Source organism: Streptomyces sp. NPDC092296 (genome assembly GCF_044755465.1).
Lineage (GTDB): Bacteria > Actinomycetota > Actinomycetes > Streptomycetales > Streptomycetaceae > Peterkaempfera.
In genome coordinates this window covers 39,623-63,894 of sequence record NZ_JBIVRB010000019.1, presented here as the reverse complement: position 1 = coordinate 63,894, position 24,272 = coordinate 39,623, and the positions used below count along the sequence as shown (strand labels likewise).

Sequence of the window (24,272 nt, the reverse complement as noted above, 5' to 3'; positions counted from 1 at the left end):
ATCCCTTCCGCGCGGGCCAAACGTCCAGTGTGCCTCATGCACGAGCGATCACATCCGGCTCTCGACGGGTCGGCTGCCGACTCCGACCCGCCTTCGCGCCCGGTCGGCACGGGCGAGCGCGTCGGCGGCCCGTTCCGTATCGCCGGTCTGGTGGTACAGATCGGCGGCGAACTCCAGGTTCTCCAGGGCCTCGGTGTTGCGGCTCTGCTGGAGGAGTGCGTGTGCGAGATTCCCGAGCTCGGCGGCCAGACCGTGATCGTTGTTGCCCTCGAGGAATGCCTCCAGAGCGAGGGTGTGCAGCTGTACAGCCCTGTTCCACTTGCCCTGCTGCTGGCGTACGAGGGCCATGTTGCCCAAAGCCACCGCCTCACCACGGCGGTCTCCCAGGCGCCGGAAGGTGTCCAGTGCCTCCCGCTGTGCGGTGAGGGCCGCTTCGAATTCTCCGGCAGCGATCAGCGTGCCGGCGAAGTTGGACAGCTCGATCGCCCTCTCATGGGGTATGACCAGGCCGTCGGTCATGTTGAGCGCGCGCTTGTGCAGCCTCGCGGCCCGCTCGGCCCTCCCGTTGCCACGCGTCGCTTTGGCTAGACTGCCCAGAGCCTGGGAGTAGCCACGCAGGTCAACCTGTTTCCGGAAGATCTTCGCAGCTTTGCGGAGGGCACGGGAGGCCTCCTCTTCGCGGTTCAGCTCGGTCAGTGTCTCGCCGGTGTTGATCAGCGCGCCCGCCACTCCGATCCGGTCACCGGCGCGCTTGAACAACTGCGCGGCTTCGGCGTGGGCCGCCACGGCCTGTTCGAACTTGCGCTGCTCGTGGAGCGAGAGTCCGAGGTTGTTCAGCGCGCTGGCCAGGGCTTGGCGCCTCTTCAGTTCCCGGCAGATCTTGATGGCCCGGTGGTGCGCACGGACGGATTTGCGAAGCTTGCGCATGTCCCGAAGTACCACACCGAGGGAGCTCAGCAGAGATGCCTCTCGAAAACTGTCCTTGCGCCGTCGACTCGACCGGATGCCTGCGGTCAGCACCCACCCGGCGTCCTCCAGGTAGCGCATCTCCATCAGGAATCGCGAGACGGGTACCGCCAGGGCCACACACAGCAGATCATCGTCGGCCTTGTGGGCCCAGAGGGCAGCCGCGACCAGGGTGTGCCGCTCGGCATCCAGCCAATGCAGCGCCGCAGCTCGATCGGCGAAGAGGGGCTCCGCCGTGGGTTGTGGTACCACGGGGCCGAAGAGCGTTTCACACGCCAGGGTGGTCATCTTGTGGAAGTGGGCGAGCAGACGCATGAGGTTCTCGCCCCAGGAGTCGTCGCCCGATACGAGCTGCTCCCTTGAGTAGAGGCGTACGAGACTGTGTTGCTGCCAGCGGCCGTACGGTTCTCGCGGCTCGACCAGGTGTCGGCGGGCCAGCTCCAGCAGCAGCCGTTCGGTTTGTTTGACGTCCTCGCCGTACAACTGGGCCGCAGCCTCGGTGGAGAAGTCCGGTCCGGGATGCAGGTACATCAGCCGGAAGAGCTTGGCCTGGTCTTCGGTGAGCCTTCTATAGGACAGTTCGAAGGCTGCGGTCACAGCGCGCTCCTCCCGGCTCAGCACGGAGAGTCTGGAGTGCGCGTCCTCAAGGTCTTGGCGGAGGTGGGACAGGGGCCGGGTCGGCACGTCCACGAGCAGGGACGCCAGGATGCGCAGGGCCAGCGGCAGACCGCCGCACAGCGCGACGAGCCGGTCGGCCTCGCCAGCCTCGACCGCCATCCGCGAGTCCTCGGGCAGAGCCGTGCGGAGGACGTCGCCCAGCAACTCCCGCCCCTCGTCGGCGGGCAGCTCCCGTAAGGTCAGCGCCAAGGCGTCCAGTTCCGCCAGGGAGTGCCGCGAGGACACGAGTGTGGCCGTGCGCCCGTCACTGGGCAGGAGATGGCGGATCTTGTCGGTGGTCGGTACGTCGTCCAGGACGACCAGGACCCGTCGCCCGGCAGCGGCCAGTGCGTCGAGCGCGGATCGGTAGATGAGCGCGCGTTCCTCGATCCCGGGTGGAATGTGCTCCGGCGGGATGCCGAGCGCCCGCAGGAGGGTGCCGAGCGCCCGTTTCGGTGACACTTTGCGCTCCGCGTCGTAGCCGTGCAGATCCACGAAGAGAACCCCACCGGGGAACCAGCCTTCTTTCCGCTGTGCCCGGTGGGCGGTCTGGAGAAGGAGTTCGGTCTTGCCCGCCCCGGCGAGCCCGGTCACCACCACGGTGCTGGCCGTCTCGCCCGGCGTGGCCGGTGCCAAGGCCGCGAGGACCTGTTCCAGCTGAGTGTGGCGCCCCGCGAAGGTCGCCGACTGCCGGGGAAGTCCGGAGAGCGCGGGGTCCGGGCGATCCGGGAGCGTCAGGGTGATGGTGCGCCCCTGGACGACGATGCCGAAGAAGACCCCTCCACTGATGTGGTTCTCGGTTCTGTCCGTCATTCCCCGGCCTGCCGGTGCCGGGCAAGGGCTCTTTTGAAGGCGAGCACCTCGGCGGTGGTGAACATGCTCCTGGTTTCCTGCGTGACCACATACCCAACCTCGCGCCAGGCGTGGAGGAATGCGGGATCGATGCCCATCTCGACCGCACGCTCCGCCATGTCCAACATCAGGTTGTCGAAGTACTCCCTGGTGAGGCGGGTGGGTTCGTCGGCGTCGGGGTCGAACAACAGTGGGTCGCCCGGCTCCGGCTCACGGCCGAACTTCTCGCGGAAGGCGTCGTGTTGACCTTCCAGAGCCTCCTGAAGCTTCTGTCCGTGCGGAGTGTCGGCCGAGATCCGCACCACGGAACTGCCGTCCGCGTCCCAGATGCGCTCGACGGGGCGGTCGAACCGGCGGTGCGTGGCCGCCGTACCGCCGGACTTCTTGCGAACCTTGTGCAGCACCGCTTCGCGCACGGCCTCACGCCGCTCGCCCCATCGCTCGCCCGACTCCTCCTGCGTTTCGTCCGTGCCGTCGACGCTGTCCGTTTCCTCGAGATCGGTGGCACTCCCGCGAGCGGCGTTCAGGCGCATTCTGGCGTGCATGCCCACCCAGTCCAGCAGGTCCGGGGTGACGGTGGCTTCCAGCGTGGAGACCTCGGGAATGCCCAGCTCGAAGGCCAGGCGCGGTAGGGCAAGACCGGGAGAGCTGGTCCACAGCAGAGCCTCCGAGGGGATCGGCTCCGTGAACGCGGGCATGGCGAAGAGATGCCCCAGGGTCTTGGCGACGGACATCCCCAGCTCGGGGGCGACAAGGAGGACGTCGAGCACCGGCGCCAGCGTCGATGCCTCCTCCAGAGAAAGCGCCCACGCCCAGGCGTGTGGGCCCATGTCCTCCAGAGGCTCGCCGGGCTTCGTCAGGAGCGCCGCGTACAAGGCTGGCAGCAACATTCCGGATTTCTTTTTCACCGGTAGCCCGGCGTCATGGAACCGGCGCAGCCCGTCGCGGAGAACGGCCCGAGGCGTGTCATCGGCCCACGACTCCTCTTCCTTCCAGAACCGCCTGACCCGCTCTTTCGCGTCCTCCGGCGGGTCGGGCAGCCGCAGGTTCAGACTTGGCCCATGGACCGCCCGGAGGTCCTGGAGGGCCGCCCCGGGCAGCAGCCGCCGGGGCAGGCGACGTTGGTCGAGTCCGGCGGCTTCAAGCCGGCCGACAAGCGCCAGCATCAGTTTCCCGTCGTCCACCGGCATCCCCAGCTCCTCGCTCGCCGAGACGGCCTCGCGGACGAAGCGCTGGATGCCTTGGCCGTGCACGGTGCCTCGCAGGAGGCGCAGCCAGGCGTCACGCGCATTGGCGAACTCGAACTCGTCGCGAAACCCCCGGGGCCGGGCCGCTCCTAGGAACAGCGCGTCCAATGGGTCGATCTCGTGGTACCAGTCTGGACCGGTCTCCTCTTGCTGAGCGTGTCCCAGGACCAGATAACCGACTGCGTAGGCGCCGGCCAGGCTGAGCTTCCCCTGTTCGTTCGAGCGCAGCAGTCGCCTGAACGCCCCCTCGAGTGCTCGCGGGTCACCACCGTCGGCCATGGCTGCGGCTGAGGGAGCCGAGGCGGCTCTCCGGCCCCGCTGTACCTGCTTCTTCCTCGATGCTTTGCCCACATCGCCCTCCCGGCAGCCAGGATGCCGCATCGCACCGGACTTGACCGATGTGGGTCGGAAGCCCCGACAAGCAGGCTAAATTGAGAAGTTTGTGACTTGAGAGCGGAGGTCGTGCCGAGTAGGTCCCGAAGGAGGGCAATCGGACGCTCAGGTATGTGGGCTGGGACTGTTCGAATGAACGATGAGGGGACCGGGCCGGGGGTGGCGCTGCCCCGGCCCGGTCCGCGGGGGTCAGCGGGGGGCCGGGGTGAGGGCGAGGGCGGCGTGGATCAGGGCGAGGTTGCCGGGGGCGGGGGAGCCGTCGGGGAGGGTGGCGCCGTCCTCCAGGCCGATCCGCACCTGGTGGCCGTCGTCCAGCGAGGCCCGCAGCACCGGCCAGACGGTGGTGTCGAAGCCGTGGTAGAGCAGCGGGCAGGTCACCCCGGCGGCGGTGATCTGCGCGGCCATGGCGCGGGCGTGCGCGACGGCGGTGTCCGGGTCCTCGTCCTCCGGCTCGATCAGGATGCGTACATTGCGGTGCAGGGTGGGCGAGGCGAGCAGCGCCGGTACGTCCGCCAGGCTCCACACAGCGCTCTCCAGCACCATGCCCCGCGCCACCACCAGCTCGGCGGTCTCCGCCGCGCCCTCCTCGCAGAAGGCGACCGAGGCGAAGTCGGGCAGCAGGTTCCAGGTGGCGACCTTGGCGTAACGGTCGGCGTGCCCGTCGCTGGTCCACAGCCCGGTGGTGATGCCGACCACGACCCCGGGGGCCACCCGGCGGACGGCCGACAGCACGGCGTCCACCGCCGGCGGGGCGATGCTCTGGCTGCCGTCGGCGGCACGGATGTGCAGGTGGACGACGTCGGCGCCCGCCTCGGCGGCGGCCAGCGCCTCGGCGGCGATCTCCTCCGGGGTCACGGGGGTCCCGGGGTGGTCCCGCTTGGTCAGTCCTCCGTTGATGGCGGCCTTGAGGAACACGGTGGTCCTTTCGGGGCGGTGCGGCTGCGGGCCGCGCCGCCCGGGATTGTGCACAGGTGCGAAGAGGTACGGGAGAGGGCGCGGGCGTCAGTGGGCGCCGGGCAGGGCGCCGAGCCGGACCAGGGTCTCGGTGGCGCCGGTGAGGTCGCCCAGCCGGCCGCCCCGGTGGAGGTCCGCGATCAGGTCGGGCTCCTCGGCGTCGTCCGCCAGCGCGGTGTCGATCACCGCCGCCAGCCGCTCCGGGGCGGCGATCAGCAGGCCGTTGGCGTCACCGAGCACCACGTCGCCGGGCCGCACCGCGACTCCGCCGCAGCTGATCGGGACGTTCAGCCCGCCGTCGTCGATGCCGTGCAGCTTGGTGGTGAGCACCGAGGTGCCCCGGGCGAAGACCGGCAGGCCGAGGGCGCGCAGCGCGTCGATGTCGGTGCAGCTGCCGTCGACCACGGCGCCCGCCGCGCCCCGGGCCAGCAGCGCGTTGACCACGACCTCGCCCAGCGGGGCGTGCCGCACGTCGCCGCCGCAGTCGATCACGACCACGTCACCGGGGGCCACCGTGCCGGCGGCGTGGTGCAGCAGGGTGGAGTCCAGGGCGGTGATCCGGACGGTGACCGCGCGGCCGGTGAGCCGCTGCTCGCCCGCGAGGCGGTGCAGCGCCGGGTCGCAGAAGCCCTCCTCCAGGTAGTGCCCGAGGGTGGGGAAGTCGACCCGGGTGAGCTTCTCGACCAGGTCGGGGTCGAGCGCGGCCGGCGTCGGGTTGACGGTGATGGGCATGGTTCAGCGTCCCTGGATGAAGATGCGCCGGTTGCGCAGTACGGGCAGTCGGGTGCGGGCCTCGTCGAGGCGTTCCTGGTCGATGTCGACCAGCAGCAGGCCCTCGCGCTCCTCGCCGAGGGCGCCGCGCACCACGCCGAGCGGGTCGACGGTCATGGACATCCCGATGCAGTCATCGCTGACCAGCGAGGACGCCACGACCCAGCAGGTGTTCTCGATGGCGCGGCTGCGCAGCAGGGTGGCCCAGTGGTCCTCCTTGAGCGGGCCGCGCACCCAGGCGGCGGAGACCGACAGCAGGTCGGCGCCCATCTCGACCAGGGTCCGGGTGAACTCGGGGAACCGGATGTCGTAGCAGTTGACCAGGCCGACGTTGAAGTCCCCGATCCGTACCACGCAGGGTCCGGCGTCGCCGCGCAGCACCCGGCGCGACTCCTGGTAGGAGAAGGCGTCGTACAGGTGCATCTTGCGGTACGTCGCCAGGACGGTGCCGTCGGCGTCGACCGCGACCAGGCTGTTGTAGGGCAGGTCGGGGGTGGTGGCGTCGGCCTCGTAGCCGCCCGCGATGACGGCGACGCCGTGCTCACGGGCGACGGCGGACAGGTGCGCCACGAAGCCGGGCCAGGCGGCGGCGGCCGCCTCGACGAGGGGGGTGTCGACGTGGTCCGCCGAGAGCATCGCCTCCTCGGGGAAGACGATCAGGCCGGCGCCCGCCCCTGCGGCGGCGGCCGTCATGCGGGTGATCACGGTCTGGTTGTCCGAGACCGTGCCGGTCGGCTCGAACTGGGCGACGGCGACTTTCACTCTTGCTCCTTGCGGGGGGCGCTGACGCGCGGGGGCGGGGGTGGGTGCTGCGTGGGTGCTGCGATGTACTGCGGGGTACGGGGGGCGGGTACGGGGGCGGGTACGGAGGGCCGGTCAGTCCGGCAGGACGCGGCCGTCCTCCGGCCGCCAGCAGATCCGTACGGTGTCGCCGGGGGCGAGGGCGGCGGCGCGGCCGTCCCGCCCGGCCTGCTCGATCTGCACGGTCGAGCCGTTCGCCAGGGTGCAGTGGTAGCGCAGGCCGTGGCCGAGGTAGACCGCCTGCTGGAGCACGGCCTCCAGCCCGAACCGGCCGTCGCCCGCCGGTGCGTCGACCGCCTCCACCCGCAGGTCCTCCGGCCGCAGCGAGAGGTGCGCGGTGGAGCCGGCCGGGAGGTCGCAGGCGGGCAGCGGCAGCGTGCCGACGCCGGGGACTTCGAGCGTCCGGTCCGCGCCCCGGGCGGCGACGGTGCCGCTCAGGATGGAGGAGGTGCCGATGAAACCGGCCACGAACCGGGCCGCCGGGCGGTCGTAGATCGCCTCGGGGGTGTCGACCTGGAGGACCCGGCCGCCGCTCATCACGGCGATCCGGTCGGACATGGTCAGCGCCTCCTCCTGGTCGTGGGTGACGTAGATGAAGGTCACCCCGACCTCGCGCTGGAGGCGCTTGAGCTCCAGCTGCATCTCCAGCCGCAGCTTCTGGTCCAGCGCGCCCAGCGGCTCGTCCAGCAGGATCAGCGAGGGCCGGGAGACCAGCGCCCTGGCCAGCGCGATCCGCTGCTTCTGGCCGCCGGAAAGCTGGCCGATGGTCCGCTTGCCGAACCCTTCGAGCCGGACCTGGGCCAGTGCCTCCTCGACCACCCGGGGGATCTCGGCCCGGGGGACCAGCTTGCGTACCCGCAGTTCGAAGCCGACGTTCTGCGCGACGGTCAGGTGCGGGAAGAGGGCGTAGCTCTGGAAGAGCATGTTGAGGTCGCGCCGGTGCGGCGGCAGGTCGGTGGCGTCCCGGCCGCCCAGCTCGACGGTGCCGGTGGTCGGCGTCTCGAACCCGGTGATCATCCGCATCAGGGTCGTCTTGCCGCAGCCGGACGGCCCGAGGATGGAGAAGAACTCGTTCTGCGCGATGGTGAGGTTGACGTCGCTGACGGCGGCGGCGCCGCCGAAGGTCTTGCCGATCCCGGTCAGCCGGACGGCGGGTGCGTCGGCCGACGGCTGCGCCGGGGTGCCGGTCGCGGTGGTGAGTACGGTCATGGCCCGGCTCCTCAGGATGCCTTGATCTTCATCCAGCCCTGCTGGAAGAGCTGCATGGCCTGCCCCGGGTCGAGCAGGAAGTCGGCCTTGTCGACGGCCGCGTCCGGCGCGTAGACGGCCGGGTTGCTGAGCAGGTCGGTCTTCTTGATGTGGCTGCGGGCGGCCTGGTTGGTGCTGGCCGAGGAGCCGTCGTCGGTGACCAGGGCGGCGACCTCCGGGCGCAGGGTGTAGTTGATGAACTCGTAGGCGGCGTCGATGTTCTTGGCCCGGGAGGTCACCGAGAGGTTGTCGGTCCACAGCGAGCCGCCCTCGGTGGGCAGCGTGTAGTGCACCTTCTTGTTGCTCTCCACGACCTTGGCCATCGCGGTGCCGCTCCACGCCTCGGCCACGCACGCCTGGCCGGTGGCCAGCAGCTGCGGGTAGTTGGTGGAGTTGTAGCCGGCGAGCTGCGCCTTCTGGGACTTCAGCGAGTCGGTGGCCTTCTGGATCTCCGCCGGGTCGGTGCTGGTGGCGCGGTAGCCGTTGACCTGGAGTCCGGCGATGTACGCGGCCAGCATGTTGTCCAGCATGTACGTCTTGCCCTTGTACTCGCCGTCGAACAGGGCCTTCCAGCTGTCCACCGGGCGGCCGGTGCAGTCCTCGTTGTACGCCAGCCCGGTGGTGCCCCAGATCCACGGGATGCTGTAGGCGTTGCCGGGGTCGAAGGACGGGTCGCGGAACTTGGGCGCGAGGTTGTCCAGCCCCTTGATCCGGGAGTGGTCGAGCTTCTGGACCAGCTTCTGGCCGACCAGCTGCTGGAGCGCGTACTGGCTGGGCTCCACCAGGTCGTAGTCGGCGCCGCCCGCGCTGAGCTTGGCGGTCATCGTCTCGTTGCTGTCGAAGGTGTCCAGGGTGACCTTGATCCCGGTCTCCTGCTGGAAGCCCTTGACCACCGAGTCGGGGATCTCGCCGGCCCAGGCGTAGATGTGCAGCGACTTGCCGCCGCCGGAGGCCGAGCCGCCGCCGTCGCCGCCGGAGGAGCAGGCGGCGGTGGTGAGGAGGGCGGCGGCGGCCGCGCAGGCGGTGAGGAGGGTGGTGGTGCGCATGGTGGTCCTTTCGAGCGGGGCGGCCGTGGGCAGGGGTCTGCGGCCGGTCACGAGGAGGGCCGGTCGCCGCCGGCGAGGATCTGGCGCATCTGGCGCAGGCCGACGCCGAGGATGATCAGGAAGGTGAAGAGGATCAGCAGCGTGCCCAGCGCGTTGATCTCCGGGGTGAGGCCGCCCTTGAGCAGCGAGTAGACCCGCAGCGGCAGCGTGGTGGAGCCGACGCCGTTGGTGAAGGTGGACATCACGATGTCGCCGAAGGAGATGGTGAAGCAGAGCAGCCAGGCCGCCACCAGCGCCTGCCGCATCAGCGGCAGCGTCACCGAGAAGAAGGTCCGCAGCTTTCCGCAGCCCAGGTCGGCGGCGGCCTCCTCCAGCGAGGGGTCCAGGGCGCCGTGCGCGCCCAGCAGGATCAGCGCGGCGTACGGGAGGATCACCACCAGGTGGCCGAGCACCAGCGTGGTCATGCTCAGCGTGATGTGCAGCTTGGCGAAGACCGAGAGCAGTGCGACGCCGAGCACGATCTCCGGGATCACCAGCGGCAGGAAGAGTCCGCCGCTGAGCAGCGCCCGCGCCTTGGGCCCGAAGTGCGGCATCGCGATCACCGCGAGCAGTCCGGCGGCCACCGCCAGGGTGGCGGAGGTGACCGCGACCACGGCGCTGGTGCGCAGGGTCGCCAGCAGGTCGGAGTCGTGCAGCAGCACCGAGTACCAGTGGGTGCTGAAGCCGGTCCAGCGGTAGGTGACGTCCGAGGAGTTGAAGGAGAGCACCACCACGACCGCGATCGGTACGTAGAGGAAGGCGATCAGTCCGCGGGCCGCCCAGGCGGTCACCCGGTCCATCGGGTGCGGCCGGTCGCCGCGCCGCCTGCGGGGGGTCGGCTGCTCAGCGCTCCGCTGCTCGGCGGTCTGCTGCTCGGGGAGTTCGGTAACGGTCATGACTTCCTCCGCAGGCGCCGGGCGGTCAGACCCACCGCGACGAGGCAGACCAGCATCAGGCCCAGCAGCAGCACGGAGACCGCCGCGCCCATCGGCTGGTTCCGGAACTCGGTGTAGAGCGTCACGATGAGGTTGCCGACCAGCTGGTTCTTGCCGCCGCCGAGCAGCACCGAGATGACGAAGACGCCGAGTGTGGGGATGAAGATCAGCAGGATGGAGGCCAGCAGCCCGGACCTGGCGATCGGCAGCAGCACCTTGGTGTGCACCCGCCACCAGCCGCAGCCCAGGTCACGGGCGGCCTCCCGCAGCGCCGGGTCCACTCCGCGCAGCGAGGCGTAGATCGGGAAGACGGCGGTCGGCAGGAAGGCGTACAGCAGCCCGACGAAGGACGCGCCCTGCCCCGGCACCAGGTTGAGATGCCCGTGGTAGAGGCCCAGCGACCGGCCGAGGGAGTCCAGCGGCCCGCCGGGGCTCAGCAGGTTGATCCAGGCGAAGGTGCGGACCAGGAAGTCGGTCCAGAACGGCACGATGATCAGCAGCAGCAGGCCCAGCTGCCGCGACGCGGGCCGGCCGGCGATGTAGTACGCGACGATGTACCCGGCGACCAGGCAGAGCACCGTGTTGGCGGCGGCGATGCCCAGGCTGTAGCCGATGACCTTGAGGTAGACCGGGTCGGCCAGCTGCCGGTAGTTGTCCAGGGTGAATCCGCCCTGGATGCCGCCGTACGCGTCCGCCGTGGCGAAGCTGTTGCGTACGACGATCACCAGCGGTGCGAGGACGAGGGCCACGATCGTCACGGCGGCGGGTGCCAGCATCAGCGCCGGGACCATCCGGCGGCGGACGGCCTGCGGCGCGGCCAGGCTCACTGGGGAACCCGCAGGGTGGGCGGCGTCTCGGGCATGGCGGTGCTTCCTTTCCGACGCGACGAGGCGGACCCGGTTCGCGGGCTTCTGGCGGAAGCCCGAGGGGGAGGGTCGGCGCCTCGGGTGGGGATAAGCCATCATGGGCTGTGGCTGATTTCGGCCACCAGCGGCAGGTGGCTCGAATCCAGTGGTTGCCGGGGCCGCCGTCGACGGGATTCGGTGCCCGGCGGCGCGGCCGGGTCACACGTCGGTCGGGCGGGCGGCGCCGCCGGGGCCGGGCGGCGGGCAAAGTGCCAGGTGGCAGTGGTCACCCGGCGTTCCGCCGGCCGCCACCGCCGGGTAACGGGAAGGTCAACACCGGCGCAGCCGCTGTCAGTACTGTCGAGGCCGCTGTCAGCACCGGCGAAGCCGCTGTCAGCACCGGTGAAGCGAGGAGGCGGGACCCATGGAGATCGACGGCCTGGACCGCAGCATCATCGATCAGCTGCGGATCGACGGGCGGCGCTCCTTCGGGGAGATCGGCCGCTCCATCGGCCTGTCCGAGGCGTCGGTGCGCGCCCGGTACGGCAGGCTCCAGCGGCAGGGCATCCTCCAGGTCGTCGGCATGACCGACGCCCGGCTGCTGGGCGAGATGGAGGTGCACCTGGCGATCCGGGTGCAGCGGGTGCCGCTGGCCTTCGTCGCCCGTGAGCTGTCCCGGCTGGCCGAGGTCCGCTATGTGGCGTCCTGCGTCGGCCCGTACGACCTGATCACCGATGTGCGCTGCCGCGACCTCGCGCACCTGGCCGAGCTGCTGACCGAGCGGGTGCGGCGGATCAACGGTGTGGAGTACGCCGAGGCGCTGACCGTGCTGGAGGTGGTCAAGGACTCCTACCTCTGGGCGGGCTTCCGCGACGTCACCCCGACTGCCGCGGAGCGGATTCTTCCTCGGTGAAGCCCTGCCCCACCGAGGAGGACAGGCCGTCCCAGGAGTAGTCCTTGAACAGCTCCAGCAGCAGCAGGACCTGGACCGTGGAGACGCCGGGCAGCATCCGGATGTCGTCTAGCAGCCGGATCAGCTGCGCCTGGTCGCGGCAGGTGCCCTCCAGGTAGATGTCCTGGCCGCCCGCGCAGAGCGCCACATGGTTGATCATCGCCATGTCGGCCAGGCTCCGCGCCACCGCGCGCGGCGTCAGATCGCGGACCCGGATCAGCAGCCGCACCGACTGGTGGCCGAGGGTCAGCGCATTGGCCAGCGCGACGATGCGCAGCGCGCCGCTGTCCTGGAGCTTGGAGACCCGCTGGCGGACGGTGGCCTCGCTGACGCCCAGGCTGCGGGCAACCGTGGTGTACGGCGTCCGGCCGTCCCGGGTGAGCGCCTGCACGATGTTGCGATCGAGTTCGTCGATCATCCGGCATCAGCCCCGTCCGTCGGCGTGTGCGGCGGGCGCGGACTCGCGGCGCCGCCAGGGGATTCGTACACGCATCGGTTTCGGCCGAGTGTAGGCGACCGCCCCCGCGCGCGGGCGGGTCAGCCGTCCTCGTCCAGATCCGCGACGCCGGTGATCCGGTGCAGGGCGAAGGTGCGCATCTCGTCGCGGTGGTGGTCGTACGCGGTGACATAGCCGCCCTCGACCTTCACCGGAGAGACGATCCGCTGACCGGCCGAGCCCTCCGCGTTGACATAGCCGATCCACATCCGCTCACCGAGCAGCACGGCGGTCTGCAACGCGGCCAGCGTCTCGGCGGCGGCGGTACGCGGCAGCCGGGACGGGCCGCCCGCCGGGTCCTCCGGGTGCGCGGCGGGCCCGGCGACCGTACTGCGGCGGGACGCGGTGGAGGCCCGGTCGCCCGCCCGGACGGCCCGCACCGCCGCGCCCAGCAGCACGTCGGCCGGGACCGGCGGCCCGTCGGGGACCGGCGCCGGGGCGCTGCGCGGCGGGGTGCGGCGGGCATCCGGCCGGGCGATCAGGATGTCGCCCTCGGCCGACTCGGCGGCCGGGGCGTAGCCCATCGCGCGCAGCCCGGTCAGCACCGCCTCCGGCCCGGCCTGGGCGGCGAGCACGGTCGGCGCGAGGCGGCGCAGCCGCAGCTGGGCGGAGCGGCGGTCGGCCAGCAGCTCCGCGAGCAGCGACTCGTCGTCGCAGCGCAGATAGGCGGCGGCCGCGCCGACCCGCAGCCGGCCGTGCCGCCGGGCCACGTCGTCGATCAGATAGCCGAGCGGCTGCGGGACGGGGGTGCGCGAGTGCCGGGTCAGGAACTCGTGCAGCTCGGCGGCGGTGCGGCCCGCGTCCAGCGCCCGGCGGACCGACTCGGGGGTGAAGCGGTAGACGGTGGCGCCGCCCTTGGACTCCACATCGGCGGCCAGCGCCAGGGCCTGCGCCAGGGGGGTGTGCAGCGGGCCGGGGGCGATGGCGGTGAGGTCGGGTTGCAGGATGACGTGGTCGAGCGGCTGGGGGAGCAGCGGCTCCAGCGCCGGGGCCGGGTCGGTGCCGGCCAGCAGGGCGCGGGCGGGCCCGGCCAGGGCGCCACGGCCGGTGACGCCCAGCAGTTCGGCCTCGGTGAGCGCCCAGCCGGTGAGGTCGTCGCGCAGGTCGCGGCCCTCGCCGGTGGCGGGGCCGCCGCGCCGGGGGCGGTGCCAGCGCAGCGCGGGCAGCAGCGCCGCGGCGGGCGCGGCGGAGCCCGGCGGCAGCGCGGCGAGCTGCCGCAGCACGGCCCGGCGGTTGGCGGGGGCCAGGGTGCGGTCCAGGTCGGGGCCGAGGGCGGCGAGCACCTTGCCCCGGGGGTCGCGCCCGCCGACCAGGCCGGGCACCCGGGTGGCGGCCAGCCAGCTCCGGGCGAGCAGCGCCCAGCGGTCGGCCACCGGCTGCTGCAACCAGCCGTCGTACGCGGGGGTGGGCGCCCACACCGGGTCGGCCTCCCCGTCGGCGGCGAGCAGGCCCGCCGCGTAGGCGGTCTCCAGCCAGAACGCGGCCGTCGGCTCGGGGAGGTCCAGCGCGGCGGCGGTGCGGCGCAGGTCCCGTACGCCCAGGCCGCCGGCCCGGAGCACCGGCGGCGGGGTGAGGCTCCACAGGTCGAGCAGCTCCTCGACCGTACGGACGGCGGTGAACGCCTGGGCGGCGGCGGTGCCGTCCACCAGCTGCGGGTCATGGGCGCGCACCGGCTCGACCGGCGGCGGGGCCGGCTCGACCGTGCGGTGGCTGCGGCCGCCGCGCAGGTGCAGCGCGGCCTCCCGGGGGAGGACGACGGTGCCGGGGCCGGTGGGCAGCAGCAGGCCCCGGGCGAGCAGCCACTCCACCGGGCTGCGGGCGTCGGCGGCGCGGACCGGGCGGGCCGCGTCGGGGACCGTACCGGTGGGCGGGCCCCAGGTCAGCCGGTCCAGCACGCCGATCGCGGCGGGCGGGGCGGTGGCCAGCAGCGCGGCGGCGCGGGGGTGGTCGGTGAGCAGCGCGGTGAGGGCGGCGACGGCGGACACCGGGTCGTGGGTGGTCGGCAGCCCGGCGTCGGCCAGCAGCTCCTGGAGGCGGCCGGGGGACATGCCGACGGTGGCCTCGGCCAGCGTCGGGCCCAGGCCGGTCGGGCCGGGGTGGGCCGTGGTGGGCGCCAGGATCTCGCGGACGGCGCGGACCAGCCGCAGCGTGGCGTCGGGGCCCCAGAGCAGGGCCCGCTCGCGCAGCAGGGCCAGGGCGGCGGGCAGCGCCTCGGCCACCGCGCCCGCGTCCACCGGGTCGGCGTGCCGGTGCGGCGGGACGCCGGGGGCGCCGGTGAGCAGGGCCAGCACGGTGTGGCTGTCGCAGCCGTCCGGGGCGGCGGCCAGGGCCTCGGCGGCCTGGAGGGTGAACCGGTCCAGCCGCTCCAGGGCGCGCAGCGACGAGGCCCGGGTGGAGATCCGCCCGGCCAGCTGGGTGAGGTCGCTGGGCACCGGGTTGAGCAGGTCGGGCCGGGCGCGCAGCAGCGCGGCCAGCGCACCGTCGCCTCGGGCGCGGAGCTCCTCGGCGAGTGTGCGTGGCGGTGCGGCGGGCCGCTCCCCGGTCTGCTCGGTCATCCGCCCCAGGTTAGTCGGCCGCACCGACGCCCGGACCCCTGCCGACGCCCGGACCCCTGCCGACGCCCGGACCCCTGCCGACGCCCGGACCCCTGCCGACGCCCGGCTCGGTGTCGGGGCCCCCGCCGGGGCGTTCAGGCGCCGGTGGTCCCGTCGGTGGCCCCGCGCGGGAAGTCCGGGTGCCCGCTGTGCCACCCGTCCCCGGTGCCGGCGGCCCCCGGCGGGGTACGGGCCGTCAGGCGGGCTCGGCGGAATGCGCGTTGTCTCGCCGTGGCCGTGCGGGGTCGGTACCGTCCTGGGGAGGGAGTGGCCGGGTGCGGCCCGGGGAGTGGAAGCGGCGCGGATGGGCATCGAGAGCGACAAGCTGGTCTACGACTACCTGGGGAAGGTGGCCGACCTGGCGCAGGCGTCCCTGCCGCCCGCGCAGCGGGCGCGGCTGATCGCCGGGCTGCGCGCGGACATCGACCAGCGGCGGTCCGGCGTCCGGGACACCCCGGCGGCCGTACGGAAGATGCTGGACCGGATGGGGCCGCCGGACCGGCTGGTCGAGCAGGCCGCCCGGGACGGGGTGCCCGCGCCGCGCGGGCCCGTACCGCCACCGCCGCCGGCAGCCGCAGTGCCCGCCCCACCGGCCCCGCCCGCCGGGCCGCCCGTCCCGCCCGTACCGTCCATGCCGCCCACCGTGCCCGGCGCGTCCGCCCCGGCCGTCCCCACCGCGCGCGACCCCGAGTGGTGGCGGCTGGCCGCCCCCGCCGAGGGCGGGGACGCCGCGCTGCCGACCCACCTGCCCACCGCCGCCGACTTCCCCGGCTGGGACGGCGTCGAGATCGACTTCGACGTACCGGAGAAGCCCGCCCCGCCCGCCCCCACCGAGGCCGCGGCACCGCCGCCCGCCCCCGCCACCGAGGAGCAGCCGCCGCCGAAGGCCGCCGCCCCCGCCCGGCCGCGCCGCCGGATGGGCCGGCCGCCGCTGCTGGAGACGCTGTCGGCGCTGCTGCTGCTGGGCGGCGCGGTGGCCGGTTCGCTGGTCCCGATGCTGCTGGGCTGGCTCGCCGCGTACGCCTCCCGGCGGATCGGCCCTACCGCGCGCAAGTTCGCCGCCCTGGGCATCCCCGCCCTGGCGGTGCTCGGCGGCGCCGTCTGGCTCTGGGGTCGGACCAGCGGCAAGTGGGGCGGCCCGCCGCCGACCGACCAGCAGTTCCAGCAGGCCGTGAAGGACCTGGTGCCGGAGGTGCTGCGCACGGCCGCCTGCGGCTCGGCGGCGTTCATGGCCTGGTGCGCCTACCGTCGCCGGACGCTGCCGATGTCGGACTGACGGCCCGTCAGCCCCATCGGTCCCATCGGTCCCGTCAGTCCCATCAGTCCCATCAGTCCCGCCGGGCCAGCGTGTACCGCACCGACGTCCGGTGGACCAGCCGCCCCCGCTCGGTGAGCGGTTCGACCGCCGCGCAGGCCGCCTCCCGGGCCTGCGCCCGGCGGCCCGGCGCGATGGTCTCCAGCAGCGCCCGGTGCCCGCCCGCCCACAGCGACCGCCACCAGGTGTGCACGTCGGCGTGGACGACGACGGCCGGCTCCTCGACCGTACGCACCCCGGTGAACCCCGCCGCCGCCAGCGCCCGCTCCGGGTCGCCGCCGGGCCGGTCGGCCGCGACGGCGCGGTCCCCGTCAGCAGCGGGCCAGTCGGCGTCGGGCCCCAGGTACGGCAGCAGCGCCGGTAAGGCCCGCCGCCAACCGGGCTCCGGCTCGGCCCCGGCGCCGGGGCCGGTCAGGCCGAGCCGCCCGCCCGGCGCCAGCACCCGGTGCGCGCCGGCCAGCGCGGCGGCCGGGTCCGGGAGGAGCGGGAGCGTGAACGAGGAGAGCACGGCCTCGAACGACCGGTCGGGGAAGCCCAGGTCCTCGGCGTCGTCCACCCGGACCGAGACATTGCGCAGCCCGGCGCGGGCGGCCTGCGCGGCGGTCCGCCGCACCATGCCGGGCGAGAGGTCCACCCCGGCCACGTACCCGTCGGGCCCGACCGCCGCGACGGCGGCGAACAGCACCGCGCCGCGCCCGCACCCCAGGTCGAGGACCCGGTCGCCGGGCCGCAGGTCCGCGAGGTAGGCCAGCCGGTCGCCGACGGGGTTGACGAAATCCCCGTGGGCTTCTTCGTAGGTGTCCGAGGCGAGGTCGAAGGAGCGGGCGAGGTGGGCCTTGCGCAGCTGCGCCGTTGACTGCTCGTGAGTGCTCGGCATGCTGCCATGGTGGGCGCGGTGTGGCCTACGTCACAAGGGTGCGTCAGCCGGCAGTCCGACCCGGCCCCGCCCCGGTCCAGGGCGCGCCCGGGACGACCAGCGGAGTACCGGTCACCGGGTCGGGCACCACCACCGACTCCAGCCCGAACACCTCCCGTACCAGCTCGGCGGTGACCACCTCGGCGGGCGGCCCCTGCGCCACGATCCGGCCCGCCTTCATGGCCACCAGGTGGTCGGCGTACCGGGCGGCCTGGTTGAGGTCGTGCAGCACCGCGACGACCGTCCGGCCGCGCTCGTGGTTCAGCCGCCGCACCAGGTCCAGCACCTCCACCTGGTGCGCGATGTCCAGGAAGGTGGTCGGCTCGTCCAGCAGCAGGATGCCGGTGCCCTGCGCCAGCGCCATCGCGATCCACACCCGCTGCCGCTGGCCGCCGGACAGCTCGTCCACACTGCGGTCCGCCAGCCCGTCGGTGGAGGTGCGGGCCATCGCCTCGGTGACCGCGCGCTCGTCCTCCTCCGACCACTGCTGCCACCACCGCTGGTGCGGCTGCCGCCCCCGGGCGACCAGGTCCGCGACGGTGATCCCCTCCGGCGCGGTCGGTGACTGCGGCAGCAGCCCGATCCGCTGGGCGATCTGCCGGGTCGGCGTGCGGTGCAGCTCCTCGCCGTCCAGCAGTACGGCACCGGCGGACGGCTTCAGCAGCCGCCCCAGCGCGCGCAGCAGCGTCGACTTGCCGCAGGCGTTCGGCCCGACCACCACGGTGACCCGGCCCGCCGGGACCGCCAGGTCGAGCCCGGTGACGACCGTACGGGACTCGTACGCCAGCGTGAGGTCCCGCGCCTCCAGCCGGGACGCCGGGACGATCGGCGCCTGGGTGTCCTGGTCCGTACGGGTCGTCATCGCGGGCCTCCGTTGCGGCGGGAGCGGACCAGCAGCCACATCAGGTAGGGCGCGCCCACCAGGGCGGTGACCACGCCGACCGGCAGTTCGTCGGGGGAGAGCAGCTTGCGGGCCAGCAGGTCGGCGGCCACGGTGAGCACCCCGCCGGTGAGCGCCGAGCCCAGCAGCGGCAGCTGCGCCGTACGGGCCAGCCGGACGGCGATCTGCGGGGCCATCAGCGCCACGAAGTCCACCGGCCCGGCCGCGCCGGTGGCGCAGGCCGCCAGCGCGACGCCCAGCAGGGCCAGGCCCAGCCGGATGCGGTTCAGCCGCAGGCCCAGCGCCACGGCGGTGGCGTCGTCGAAGGAGACGGAGCGCTGCGCGCGGGCCGCCCACAGCACGAAGGGCACGGCGGCCAGCAGCACCAGCGACAGCCACCCGGCCTGGTCGTAGCCGGCGCCGTTGAGGCTGCCGGTCGTCCACACCTTGGCCTGCTGGCTCTGGAGCGCGTCGCCCTTGGTGAGGAAGAGTTGGGTGAGCGAGCTGAGCGCCACGCTGATGCCGATGCCGACCAGGACGAAGCGCTGCGCGTGCATCCCGCGCCGCCAGGCCAGCAGATACACCAGCAGCCCGGCCAGCAGCCCGCCGCCGACGGCGGCCGGCGGCACCTGGCCGGGGGACTGCGCGGTGCCGAAGGCCGCCAGGCCGACCACCACGGCGGAGGCGCCATGGGTGACGCCGATGACATCGGGGCTGGCCAGCGGGTTGCGGGCCACCGTCTGGATCAGCGCGCCCGCCAGACCGAGCGCCAGGCCGACCAGGATGCCCACGGTCACCCGGGGCAGCCGCAGCGTGCCGACCACCAGCTCGTCGGGGCTCGGCCGGCCCAGGATCACCTTGACCACCTCGCCGGGCGCCACGGTCGACTCGCCCAGGCAGAGCGAACCGACCACGGCGACGGCCAGCAGCACGGTCAGCCCGGTCGCCACCAGCGCGGCCCGGCGGTGCAGCAGCAGCGACACCCCGGGACGGCGCAGCAGCGCGTACCCGGCGGGGCGGACGGCGCTCACGCGGCCACCACCGCCCGGCGGCGCACCAGGACCACCAGCACCGGCACCCCGACCAGCGCCGTCATCACCCCGGCCGGCACCTCGGACGGCGGCAGCAGCAGCCGGCCCAGGGTGTCGGCGAGCAGCAGCAGCGCCGGGCCGAGCAGCGCGGACAGGGTGAGCACCCAGCGGTGGTCACTGCCGACCAGCGCCCGCGCGGCGTGCGGCACGGCCAGCCCGACGAAGGCGATCGGCCCGGCGGCGGCCACCGCCGAGCCGGTGAGCACGGTCGCGCCGAGCGCGGCGACGGCCCGTACGGCGCCGGTACGGGTGCCCAGGCCCCGGGCCACGTCCTCCCCCAGCGCCAGCGCGTCCAGGCCCCGGGCGACGGAGAAGACCAGCACCAGGCCGACCAGCAGGAACGGCAGCAGCTGCCAGGCGACGTCGGCGGTGCGCCCGGAGAGCGAGCCGACCTGCCAGAACCGGAACTGGTCCATGGTCGCCGCGTCGGTGGTCAGCACCGCGCCGATCAGCGAGGCGATGAACGCCGAGACCGCCGCCCCGGCCAGCGCCAGCTTGACCGGGGTGGCACCGCCCCGGCCGCGCCCGGCCAGCGCGTACACCGCCACCGCGCCGAGCAGCGCCCCCAGGAAGCCGAACCAGGTGTACCCGGCCAGCGACCGCACCCCCAGCACCGAGATGGCGAACACCACCCCGGCGCCCGCGCCCTGGCTGACGCCCAGGATGCCGGGGTCCGCGATCGGGTTCCGGGTGACGCCCTGCATCACCGCGCCCGCCGTACCGAGCGCCGCGCCCACCGCCAGCCCCACGGCGGTGCGGGGCAGCCGCAGCTGCCGGACCACGACCGCGTCGGCGGAGCCGCCGCCGTGCAGCAGCGCGCCCAGCACATGCGCGGGGGAGATCGGGCGGCTGCCGACGGCCAGGCTGAGCAGCGCCGCGACCAGCAGCACGGCCGCCGCCGAGACCAGCAGCGCCACCCGGCGGGCGGTCCGGGGAGCGGTCGGCGGGGTGGTCGGCGGGCGGTTCGGGTCGGCGGGGTGGGAACCGGACGGCGGGGAGTTGCTGCTCTGCGCGGTCGTCTCGGCCATCCGTCCCATGCATTCAGCTTAGGGAACGCTAAGTCGTCGGCGGCGATCGGGGCGAAACCGCTGCGGGCGACGGGTGTCGGGCCGCCCGGACCCGGCGTCACCCGGCGTCACCCGGCGGCCCGGTGGGCGGGACGACCGCCCACCGGACCGCCCGCTCAGCTGCTCAGCTCCACAGCGGGAAGGTGACCTGCCGAGGCGTGCCCGGCGGGCGCTGGGCGGTGTAGCGCAGCAGCAGCCGGCCGTACTGCCACCGGCCCGGGTGGCCGGCCCACGGCCGTACCCGGTCGAGCCGCACGGTGACCGGGTAGCTGCGGTACCGGCCCGCCACGCAGTTGGGCACGCAGTCGTTGAGCACCTGCCGGCCGGTGGCCGAGGCGGACTGCGGCTGCCAGGACGACCAGCGCAGCCCGGCGAGTGCGTCATTGGCGTCGGCGCAGGTGATCACATAGCTCGCGGGGCGCACCCGGGCCTGGTGGGCGCAGTCCACCACCACGGGGACCCGGGCCGGCCGCTCGGCCGCCTGGGCGCTGGACGTGGGCACCGCCACCGCCGCCAGTGCTGCGGCGGTGCCGGAGAGGGCGAAGAGACGTCGGCAAGGCATCCGCATCCGTACCTCCTCGGTCGGGCTCCCCCCACCTCCCACAGGTTCACCTCCCCGCCCGACCGGCGCAACCGGGGTTGCGGGGACCGCCCCGGCCGGGGCGGGATCGCCGGACGGAACCCGTCCCGCGCGGCCGGTTAGGGTGGTGGGCATGGCTGCTGCCCCGTTGGGTGCCCCCTTCACGGTGGGCTTCGACCTCGACATGACCCTGCTCGACACCCGGCCCGGGATCAAGGCCACCTACGACGCCATCGCGGCCGAGACCGGGGTGCCGATCGACAGCGCCCTGGTGGTCACCCGGCTCGGGCCGCCGCTGGAGACGGAGCTGGCCAACTGGTTCCCGGCCGACCGGGTCGACGCGGTCGCCGACCGCTACCGCGAGCTGTACGTGCACCTCGCCGTGCCCGCCTGCGTCCCGCTGCCCGGCGCCCGGGAGGCCGTCGCGGCGGTACGCGGACACGGCGGCCGGGTGGTCGTGGTCACCGGCAAGCACGGCCCCAACGCCCGACTCCACCTGGACCACGTCGGCCTGGACGTGGACGCGCTGGCCGGCTCGGTGTGGGCCCGGCAGAAGGGCGCGGTGCTGCGCGCCGAGGGCGCCTCCGTCTACGTCGGCGACCACCTGGGCGACATCACCGGCGCCCACGCGGCCGGCGCCCTCGCGGTCACCGTCGCCACCGGCCCGTACTCCCGCGCCGCCCTCCACACCGCCGGCGCCGACGTCGTCCTCCCCGACCTCACCGCCTTCCCCACCTGGCTGACCACCCACCTCCTCACCACCCCGACCCCGGTCTAGCGCGCCCCCTACCGCCCCTCGCCGCCGAGGACGGGCACGGGCCGGTCCGGCCGGTCGAGCCACACCCGCTCTCCCTCGCTGTCCACGGTGAGCCCGAACCGCCCGAACCCCGGCCGTCCCTGTGCGTCCCACCAGAGGTAGGCGGCCACCACCTCGTCCCAGAGATTCCGGGGGCCGGACTGGCGGACCTCGAACTCCGCGCGGCCCGGCTCGTAGTCGACGGTCGCCCATGACGTGACGGCGGTGTCCCGCAGCCACAGCGTGTAGGACCCGTCATCGTAGGTCTCGGCCCACGGGAAAGCCTCGGGAACCTGCACGCCGATGGCGAACATGACCGGCCAGTCCCCCACCGATTCCGGGGAGACGCCGGTCATGCTGCGCCGCCCGTCCGCCGGCCACTTCCGACCGCCGAGGTACTCGCGGACGTGCTTGCGTCCGGTGCGCTGAGCACGTAGCCGCATGAACGCCGACGACCCGAGGAACCCACCCGTAGCCGTTCCGTCCGTGGCCACAGCGAGACGAACGACCGCCTCCCCGCCGTACGTCGGCCCCCACGGTGCGACGATGAGCCCGTCCGGCCTCGTCTGCGCCACCCACTGCCGGGGGACTCGGCCGATTGACGCCGTGGCGATCACCCGGTCATACGGGGCCCCCGCGGGGTATCCCTCGGCACCGTCCCCGATGATCGAGACCGGATCGAACCCGGCGTCACTCAGACGCTTACGCGCATCCCTCGCGGTGGCCTCGTCCACTTCCACGGTGACCACCTGCCCCGCACCGACCCGGTGAGAGAGCAGCGCGGCGTTCCAGCCGGTACCGGTGCCGATCTCCAACACCTTGTGACCCTTCTCGGCGCTCAGCGCGTCCAGCATCGAAAAGACCATGGACGGCATGGAGTTGGAGCTCGACGGGATCTGGCCCTTTCCAGGTCCGGTGTACGCGCCGTCATCCCATTGCGTCGTGATCGGCGCGTCACGGTAGACGGCCTGCCACCACGTCTCGGGTTCCTCGCTGCGGATCACTCGGTCATCCTGCCGGTTCATTCCGGCGCGACCGGGCCAGATCACATCCGGAACGAACAGATGCCGGGGCACCGCGTCAAACGCGGGCAACCAGTCGCTTGTCAGCGCCCCTTTTTCCACGAGCGCGGAGGCGAGCCCCTGGGGGCCCGCCTCCTCTTCGCTGTGCGTGCTCATGTTCAGCGGCCGTCCGCCGGGTCCTGGCCGTCGTTGGTGTTGCCACCCTCGTCCGACCCGCTACCGCCGTGCTTGTTCCCGCTGTCGCTGTCGTCCTGCGGGTTTCCGCCGTCGGCCATCGTGAGCCACCGTGCAGGCATTTCCGTACCTCCCCTTGTCAGTGGACCGACGCGCAGTCACGCATCGGCGGTATGAGTTCCGGACCACCCGGTCAGGGTGCCCGAGACTCCCGAGCGGCTTGTCGCAGTCCGGGCACGTCTCACTGCTCGGCGCATGGGCCATGTACTCCGACCCGCTCGCATCGGTCCGGGCCGCCGTGGTCGCCGTCGGGAAGATCGTCCCTCCGGGCCGACGTCCGCACTAGCGGCCCGCTGTAGGCCGGCTGTCGGCCAGACTGGACCCATGGGGAGCGTGGGAGCCACCATCAGACGAGAGCGTGAACGTCTCGGGTGGAGTCAGGCACGTCTGGCACGGGAGGTCTGCCGGACCGCCGGCGTCCAGGGTGAGCCGGTCGGCCGCCAGGAGGTGAGCCGGTGGGAGACGGGCAAGCGCACCCCGCGCGAATGGCTGCCGTTCCTCGCCGCGGCCCTCGGTGTCCCCGTGGCGACCCTGCTGGAGTCGCGGGCAGCCGCTGAGCCGCCGCTGCCGACACTGGCCGACTTCCTGGGGCCGGCCGCGGACCCGCTGGAGCCGCTGCGCGGCCGTCCGGGAGGCCGTATCGGTACCCGGCAAGTTGCCGACCTACAGCAGCGCGTTCACGGCCTACGGCTGGCCGATGACTACCTGGCCGGTGGGGATCTCAGGCGGCCCGCGCTGCGTGAGCTTCGAAGAGCCGTCCGGATGTACCGGGAGCACTCATACGCCGGCGAGACGGGCCGTCAGCTCTTGGTGCAGGTCGGGGAGCTGGCACAGATCGCGGGATGGATCGCGTCGGACGCCGGTCAGCCTGAGGAAGCCGAGAGGATCTACCGGCTCGGCCTCAGCGCGGCGACGCAGGCCGAGGACCGCACCCTCGTCGGGAATCTCGCCGGATCGCTGGCCTACCAACTCAGCAACACCGGCCGGGAAGTCGAGGGGTTGGACCTCGCCCGTGTAGCTCTCGACGCGGCCGGGCCGGACGCCTCCCCGAAAGCCCGTGCGCTGTACCTGGATCGGGTGGCTTGGGCGCACACGAAAGCGGGCGGGACCGAGAACGCGCAGCGCGCAATGCGGGCCCTCGGGGAAGCCGGCGAGGCTCTGGCCGAGGACAGCGGGGGTACCGAGTCACCGGCCTACCTGTACTGGGTGGACGCCGGGGAGTTGCGGGTCATGGAAGCCCGCGTCTACACGGAACTACGCCGACCGCTCCGGGCGGTCCCCTTGTTGCGGGAAGCCCTCGGGGGATACGACGTGACACACACGCGCGAAATGGCGCTCTACCTCTCGTGGCTCGCGGTGGCCTACGCGGACGCCAACGAACCCGAGGAAGCGGCGGCCACGGCTGAACGAATGCTCACGCTGTCGGCCGACATCGCCAGCGAAAGGACAGCGGAACGGGGGCGGGTAGTCCTGGCCCGGCTCGCTGACTACGCCGACGTACCCGAGGTGAGGGCCGTTCTCGACTCGGCCGCCTGAGAATCGAAGGCGGTGGAGACCTTTCGGGGCCGGGCAGGC

Annotated in this window: 21 protein-coding genes; 4 read left to right on the top strand and 17 right to left on the bottom strand. The window is 73.4% G+C overall.

The window, feature by feature from the left end; genetic code table 11:
• Window positions 1–48: 48 nt before the first annotated feature.
• The 9 genes from ACIQGZ_RS27310 to ACIQGZ_RS27270 form a co-directional block, all read right to left on the bottom strand.
• On the bottom strand, window positions 49–2,436 hold the full coding sequence (locus ACIQGZ_RS27310; protein ID WP_402606751.1) for a tetratricopeptide repeat protein: 2,388 nt from the start codon (window positions 2,434–2,436) through the stop codon (window positions 49–51).
• Complete coding sequence (locus tag ACIQGZ_RS27305) at window positions 2,433–4,001, bottom strand: hypothetical protein (protein ID WP_402606748.1); 1,569 nt, start codon at window positions 3,999–4,001, stop codon at window positions 2,433–2,435. Before ACIQGZ_RS27305 ends, ACIQGZ_RS27310 begins: the two co-directional genes overlap by 4 nt.
• A 303-nt stretch (window positions 4,002–4,304) precedes the next feature.
• Window positions 4,305–5,030, bottom strand: coding sequence for a 3-keto-5-aminohexanoate cleavage protein (locus ACIQGZ_RS27300; protein WP_402606745.1), 726 nt, complete (start codon window positions 5,028–5,030; stop codon window positions 4,305–4,307).
• Window positions 5,031–5,117: 87 nt separating this feature from the next.
• The gene (locus ACIQGZ_RS27295; RefSeq protein ID WP_402606742.1) at window positions 5,118–5,801 is read right to left on the bottom strand and encodes an RraA family protein; all 684 of its coding nucleotides are present in this window, start codon (window positions 5,799–5,801) and stop codon (window positions 5,118–5,120) included.
• A gap of 3 nt (window positions 5,802–5,804) precedes the next feature.
• Window positions 5,805–6,602 (bottom strand): carbon-nitrogen hydrolase family protein, encoded by a 798-nt coding sequence (locus tag ACIQGZ_RS27290; RefSeq protein ID WP_402606739.1) that lies wholly within the window; start codon window positions 6,600–6,602, stop codon window positions 5,805–5,807.
• Between the two features lie 114 nt (window positions 6,603–6,716).
• A complete protein-coding gene (locus tag ACIQGZ_RS27285) occupies window positions 6,717–7,850 on the bottom strand; it encodes an ABC transporter ATP-binding protein (RefSeq protein WP_402606737.1) in 1,134 nt (377 codons plus the stop codon).
• Between the two features lie 11 nt (window positions 7,851–7,861).
• Window positions 7,862–8,935, bottom strand: a complete 1,074-nt coding sequence (locus ACIQGZ_RS27280; protein ID WP_402606734.1) for a PotD/PotF family extracellular solute-binding protein — start codon at window positions 8,933–8,935, stop codon at window positions 7,862–7,864.
• A 47-nt stretch (window positions 8,936–8,982) separates the two neighbouring features.
• On the bottom strand, window positions 8,983–9,870 hold the full coding sequence (locus ACIQGZ_RS27275; RefSeq protein WP_402606731.1) for an ABC transporter permease: 888 nt from the start codon (window positions 9,868–9,870) through the stop codon (window positions 8,983–8,985).
• A complete protein-coding gene (locus tag ACIQGZ_RS27270; protein WP_402606730.1) occupies window positions 9,867–10,736 on the bottom strand; it encodes an ABC transporter permease in 870 nt (289 codons plus the stop codon). The genes ACIQGZ_RS27275 and ACIQGZ_RS27270 overlap by 4 nt, the downstream gene beginning before the upstream one ends.
• Before the next feature lie 442 nt (window positions 10,737–11,178).
• Between ACIQGZ_RS27270 and ACIQGZ_RS27265 the strand changes: the two genes are divergently transcribed.
• Window positions 11,179–11,667 carry an Lrp/AsnC family transcriptional regulator gene (locus ACIQGZ_RS27265; protein ID WP_402606728.1) on the top strand — a complete coding sequence of 163 codons (489 nt, stop codon included), beginning with the start codon at window positions 11,179–11,181 and terminating at the stop codon, window positions 11,665–11,667.
• Here ACIQGZ_RS27265 and ACIQGZ_RS27260 read toward each other — a convergent pair.
• On the bottom strand, window positions 11,630–12,124 hold the full coding sequence (locus ACIQGZ_RS27260) for an Lrp/AsnC family transcriptional regulator (RefSeq protein WP_402606726.1): 495 nt from the start codon (window positions 12,122–12,124) through the stop codon (window positions 11,630–11,632). The genes ACIQGZ_RS27265 and ACIQGZ_RS27260 overlap by 38 nt on opposite strands.
• Before the next feature lie 119 nt (window positions 12,125–12,243).
• Window positions 12,244–14,757 carry a helicase-associated domain-containing protein gene (locus ACIQGZ_RS27255; RefSeq protein WP_402606724.1) on the bottom strand — a complete coding sequence of 838 codons (2,514 nt, stop codon included), beginning with the start codon at window positions 14,755–14,757 and terminating at the stop codon, window positions 12,244–12,246.
• Window positions 14,758–15,100: 343 nt separating this feature from the next.
• Here ACIQGZ_RS27255 and ACIQGZ_RS27250 point away from each other — a divergent pair, with 343 nt between their 5' ends.
• On the top strand, window positions 15,101–16,072 hold the full coding sequence (locus tag ACIQGZ_RS27250) for a hypothetical protein (protein ID WP_402606722.1): 972 nt from the start codon (window positions 15,101–15,103) through the stop codon (window positions 16,070–16,072).
• Between the two features lie 52 nt (window positions 16,073–16,124).
• Here ACIQGZ_RS27250 and ACIQGZ_RS27245 read toward each other — a convergent pair whose 3' ends face one another.
• The 5 genes from ACIQGZ_RS27245 to ACIQGZ_RS27225 all read right to left on the bottom strand — a co-directional run bounded on the left by ACIQGZ_RS27245 (window position 16,125) and on the right by ACIQGZ_RS27225 (window position 20,627).
• Window positions 16,125–16,988 (bottom strand): class I SAM-dependent methyltransferase, encoded by an 864-nt coding sequence (locus tag ACIQGZ_RS27245; protein ID WP_402606719.1) that lies wholly within the window; start codon window positions 16,986–16,988, stop codon window positions 16,125–16,127.
• 43 nt (window positions 16,989–17,031) lie between these two features.
• Window positions 17,032–17,889, bottom strand: coding sequence for an ABC transporter ATP-binding protein (locus ACIQGZ_RS27240; RefSeq protein ID WP_402606716.1), 858 nt, complete (start codon window positions 17,887–17,889; stop codon window positions 17,032–17,034).
• On the bottom strand, window positions 17,886–18,938 hold the full coding sequence (locus tag ACIQGZ_RS27235) for a FecCD family ABC transporter permease (protein WP_402606714.1): 1,053 nt from the start codon (window positions 18,936–18,938) through the stop codon (window positions 17,886–17,888). Before ACIQGZ_RS27235 ends, ACIQGZ_RS27240 begins: the two co-directional genes overlap by 4 nt.
• Complete coding sequence (locus tag ACIQGZ_RS27230) at window positions 18,935–20,035, bottom strand: FecCD family ABC transporter permease (RefSeq protein ID WP_402606711.1); 1,101 nt, start codon at window positions 20,033–20,035, stop codon at window positions 18,935–18,937. The genes ACIQGZ_RS27235 and ACIQGZ_RS27230 overlap by 4 nt, the downstream gene beginning before the upstream one ends.
• A 154-nt stretch (window positions 20,036–20,189) precedes the next feature.
• Window positions 20,190–20,627: a hypothetical protein gene (locus tag ACIQGZ_RS27225; RefSeq protein WP_402606708.1), complete on the bottom strand. Its 438-nt coding sequence runs from the start codon at window positions 20,625–20,627 to the stop codon at window positions 20,190–20,192.
• A gap of 151 nt (window positions 20,628–20,778) precedes the next feature.
• On the opposite strand from ACIQGZ_RS27225, the gene ACIQGZ_RS27220 reads away from it, so the two are divergent.
• Window positions 20,779–21,423 carry an HAD family hydrolase gene (locus tag ACIQGZ_RS27220; RefSeq protein ID WP_402606705.1) on the top strand — a complete coding sequence of 215 codons (645 nt, stop codon included), beginning with the start codon at window positions 20,779–20,781 and terminating at the stop codon, window positions 21,421–21,423.
• 8 nt (window positions 21,424–21,431) lie between these two features.
• Here ACIQGZ_RS27220 and ACIQGZ_RS27215 read toward each other — a convergent pair whose 3' ends face one another.
• A complete protein-coding gene (locus ACIQGZ_RS27215) occupies window positions 21,432–22,619 on the bottom strand; it encodes a methyltransferase domain-containing protein (protein WP_402606702.1) in 1,188 nt (395 codons plus the stop codon).
• Between the two features lie 402 nt (window positions 22,620–23,021).
• On the opposite strand from ACIQGZ_RS27215, the gene ACIQGZ_RS27210 reads away from it, so the two are divergent.
• Entirely contained in the window at window positions 23,022–24,233 is a 1,212-nt protein-coding gene (locus tag ACIQGZ_RS27210; RefSeq protein WP_402606699.1) for a helix-turn-helix transcriptional regulator, read from the top strand.
• Window positions 24,234–24,272 lie beyond the last annotated feature (39 nt).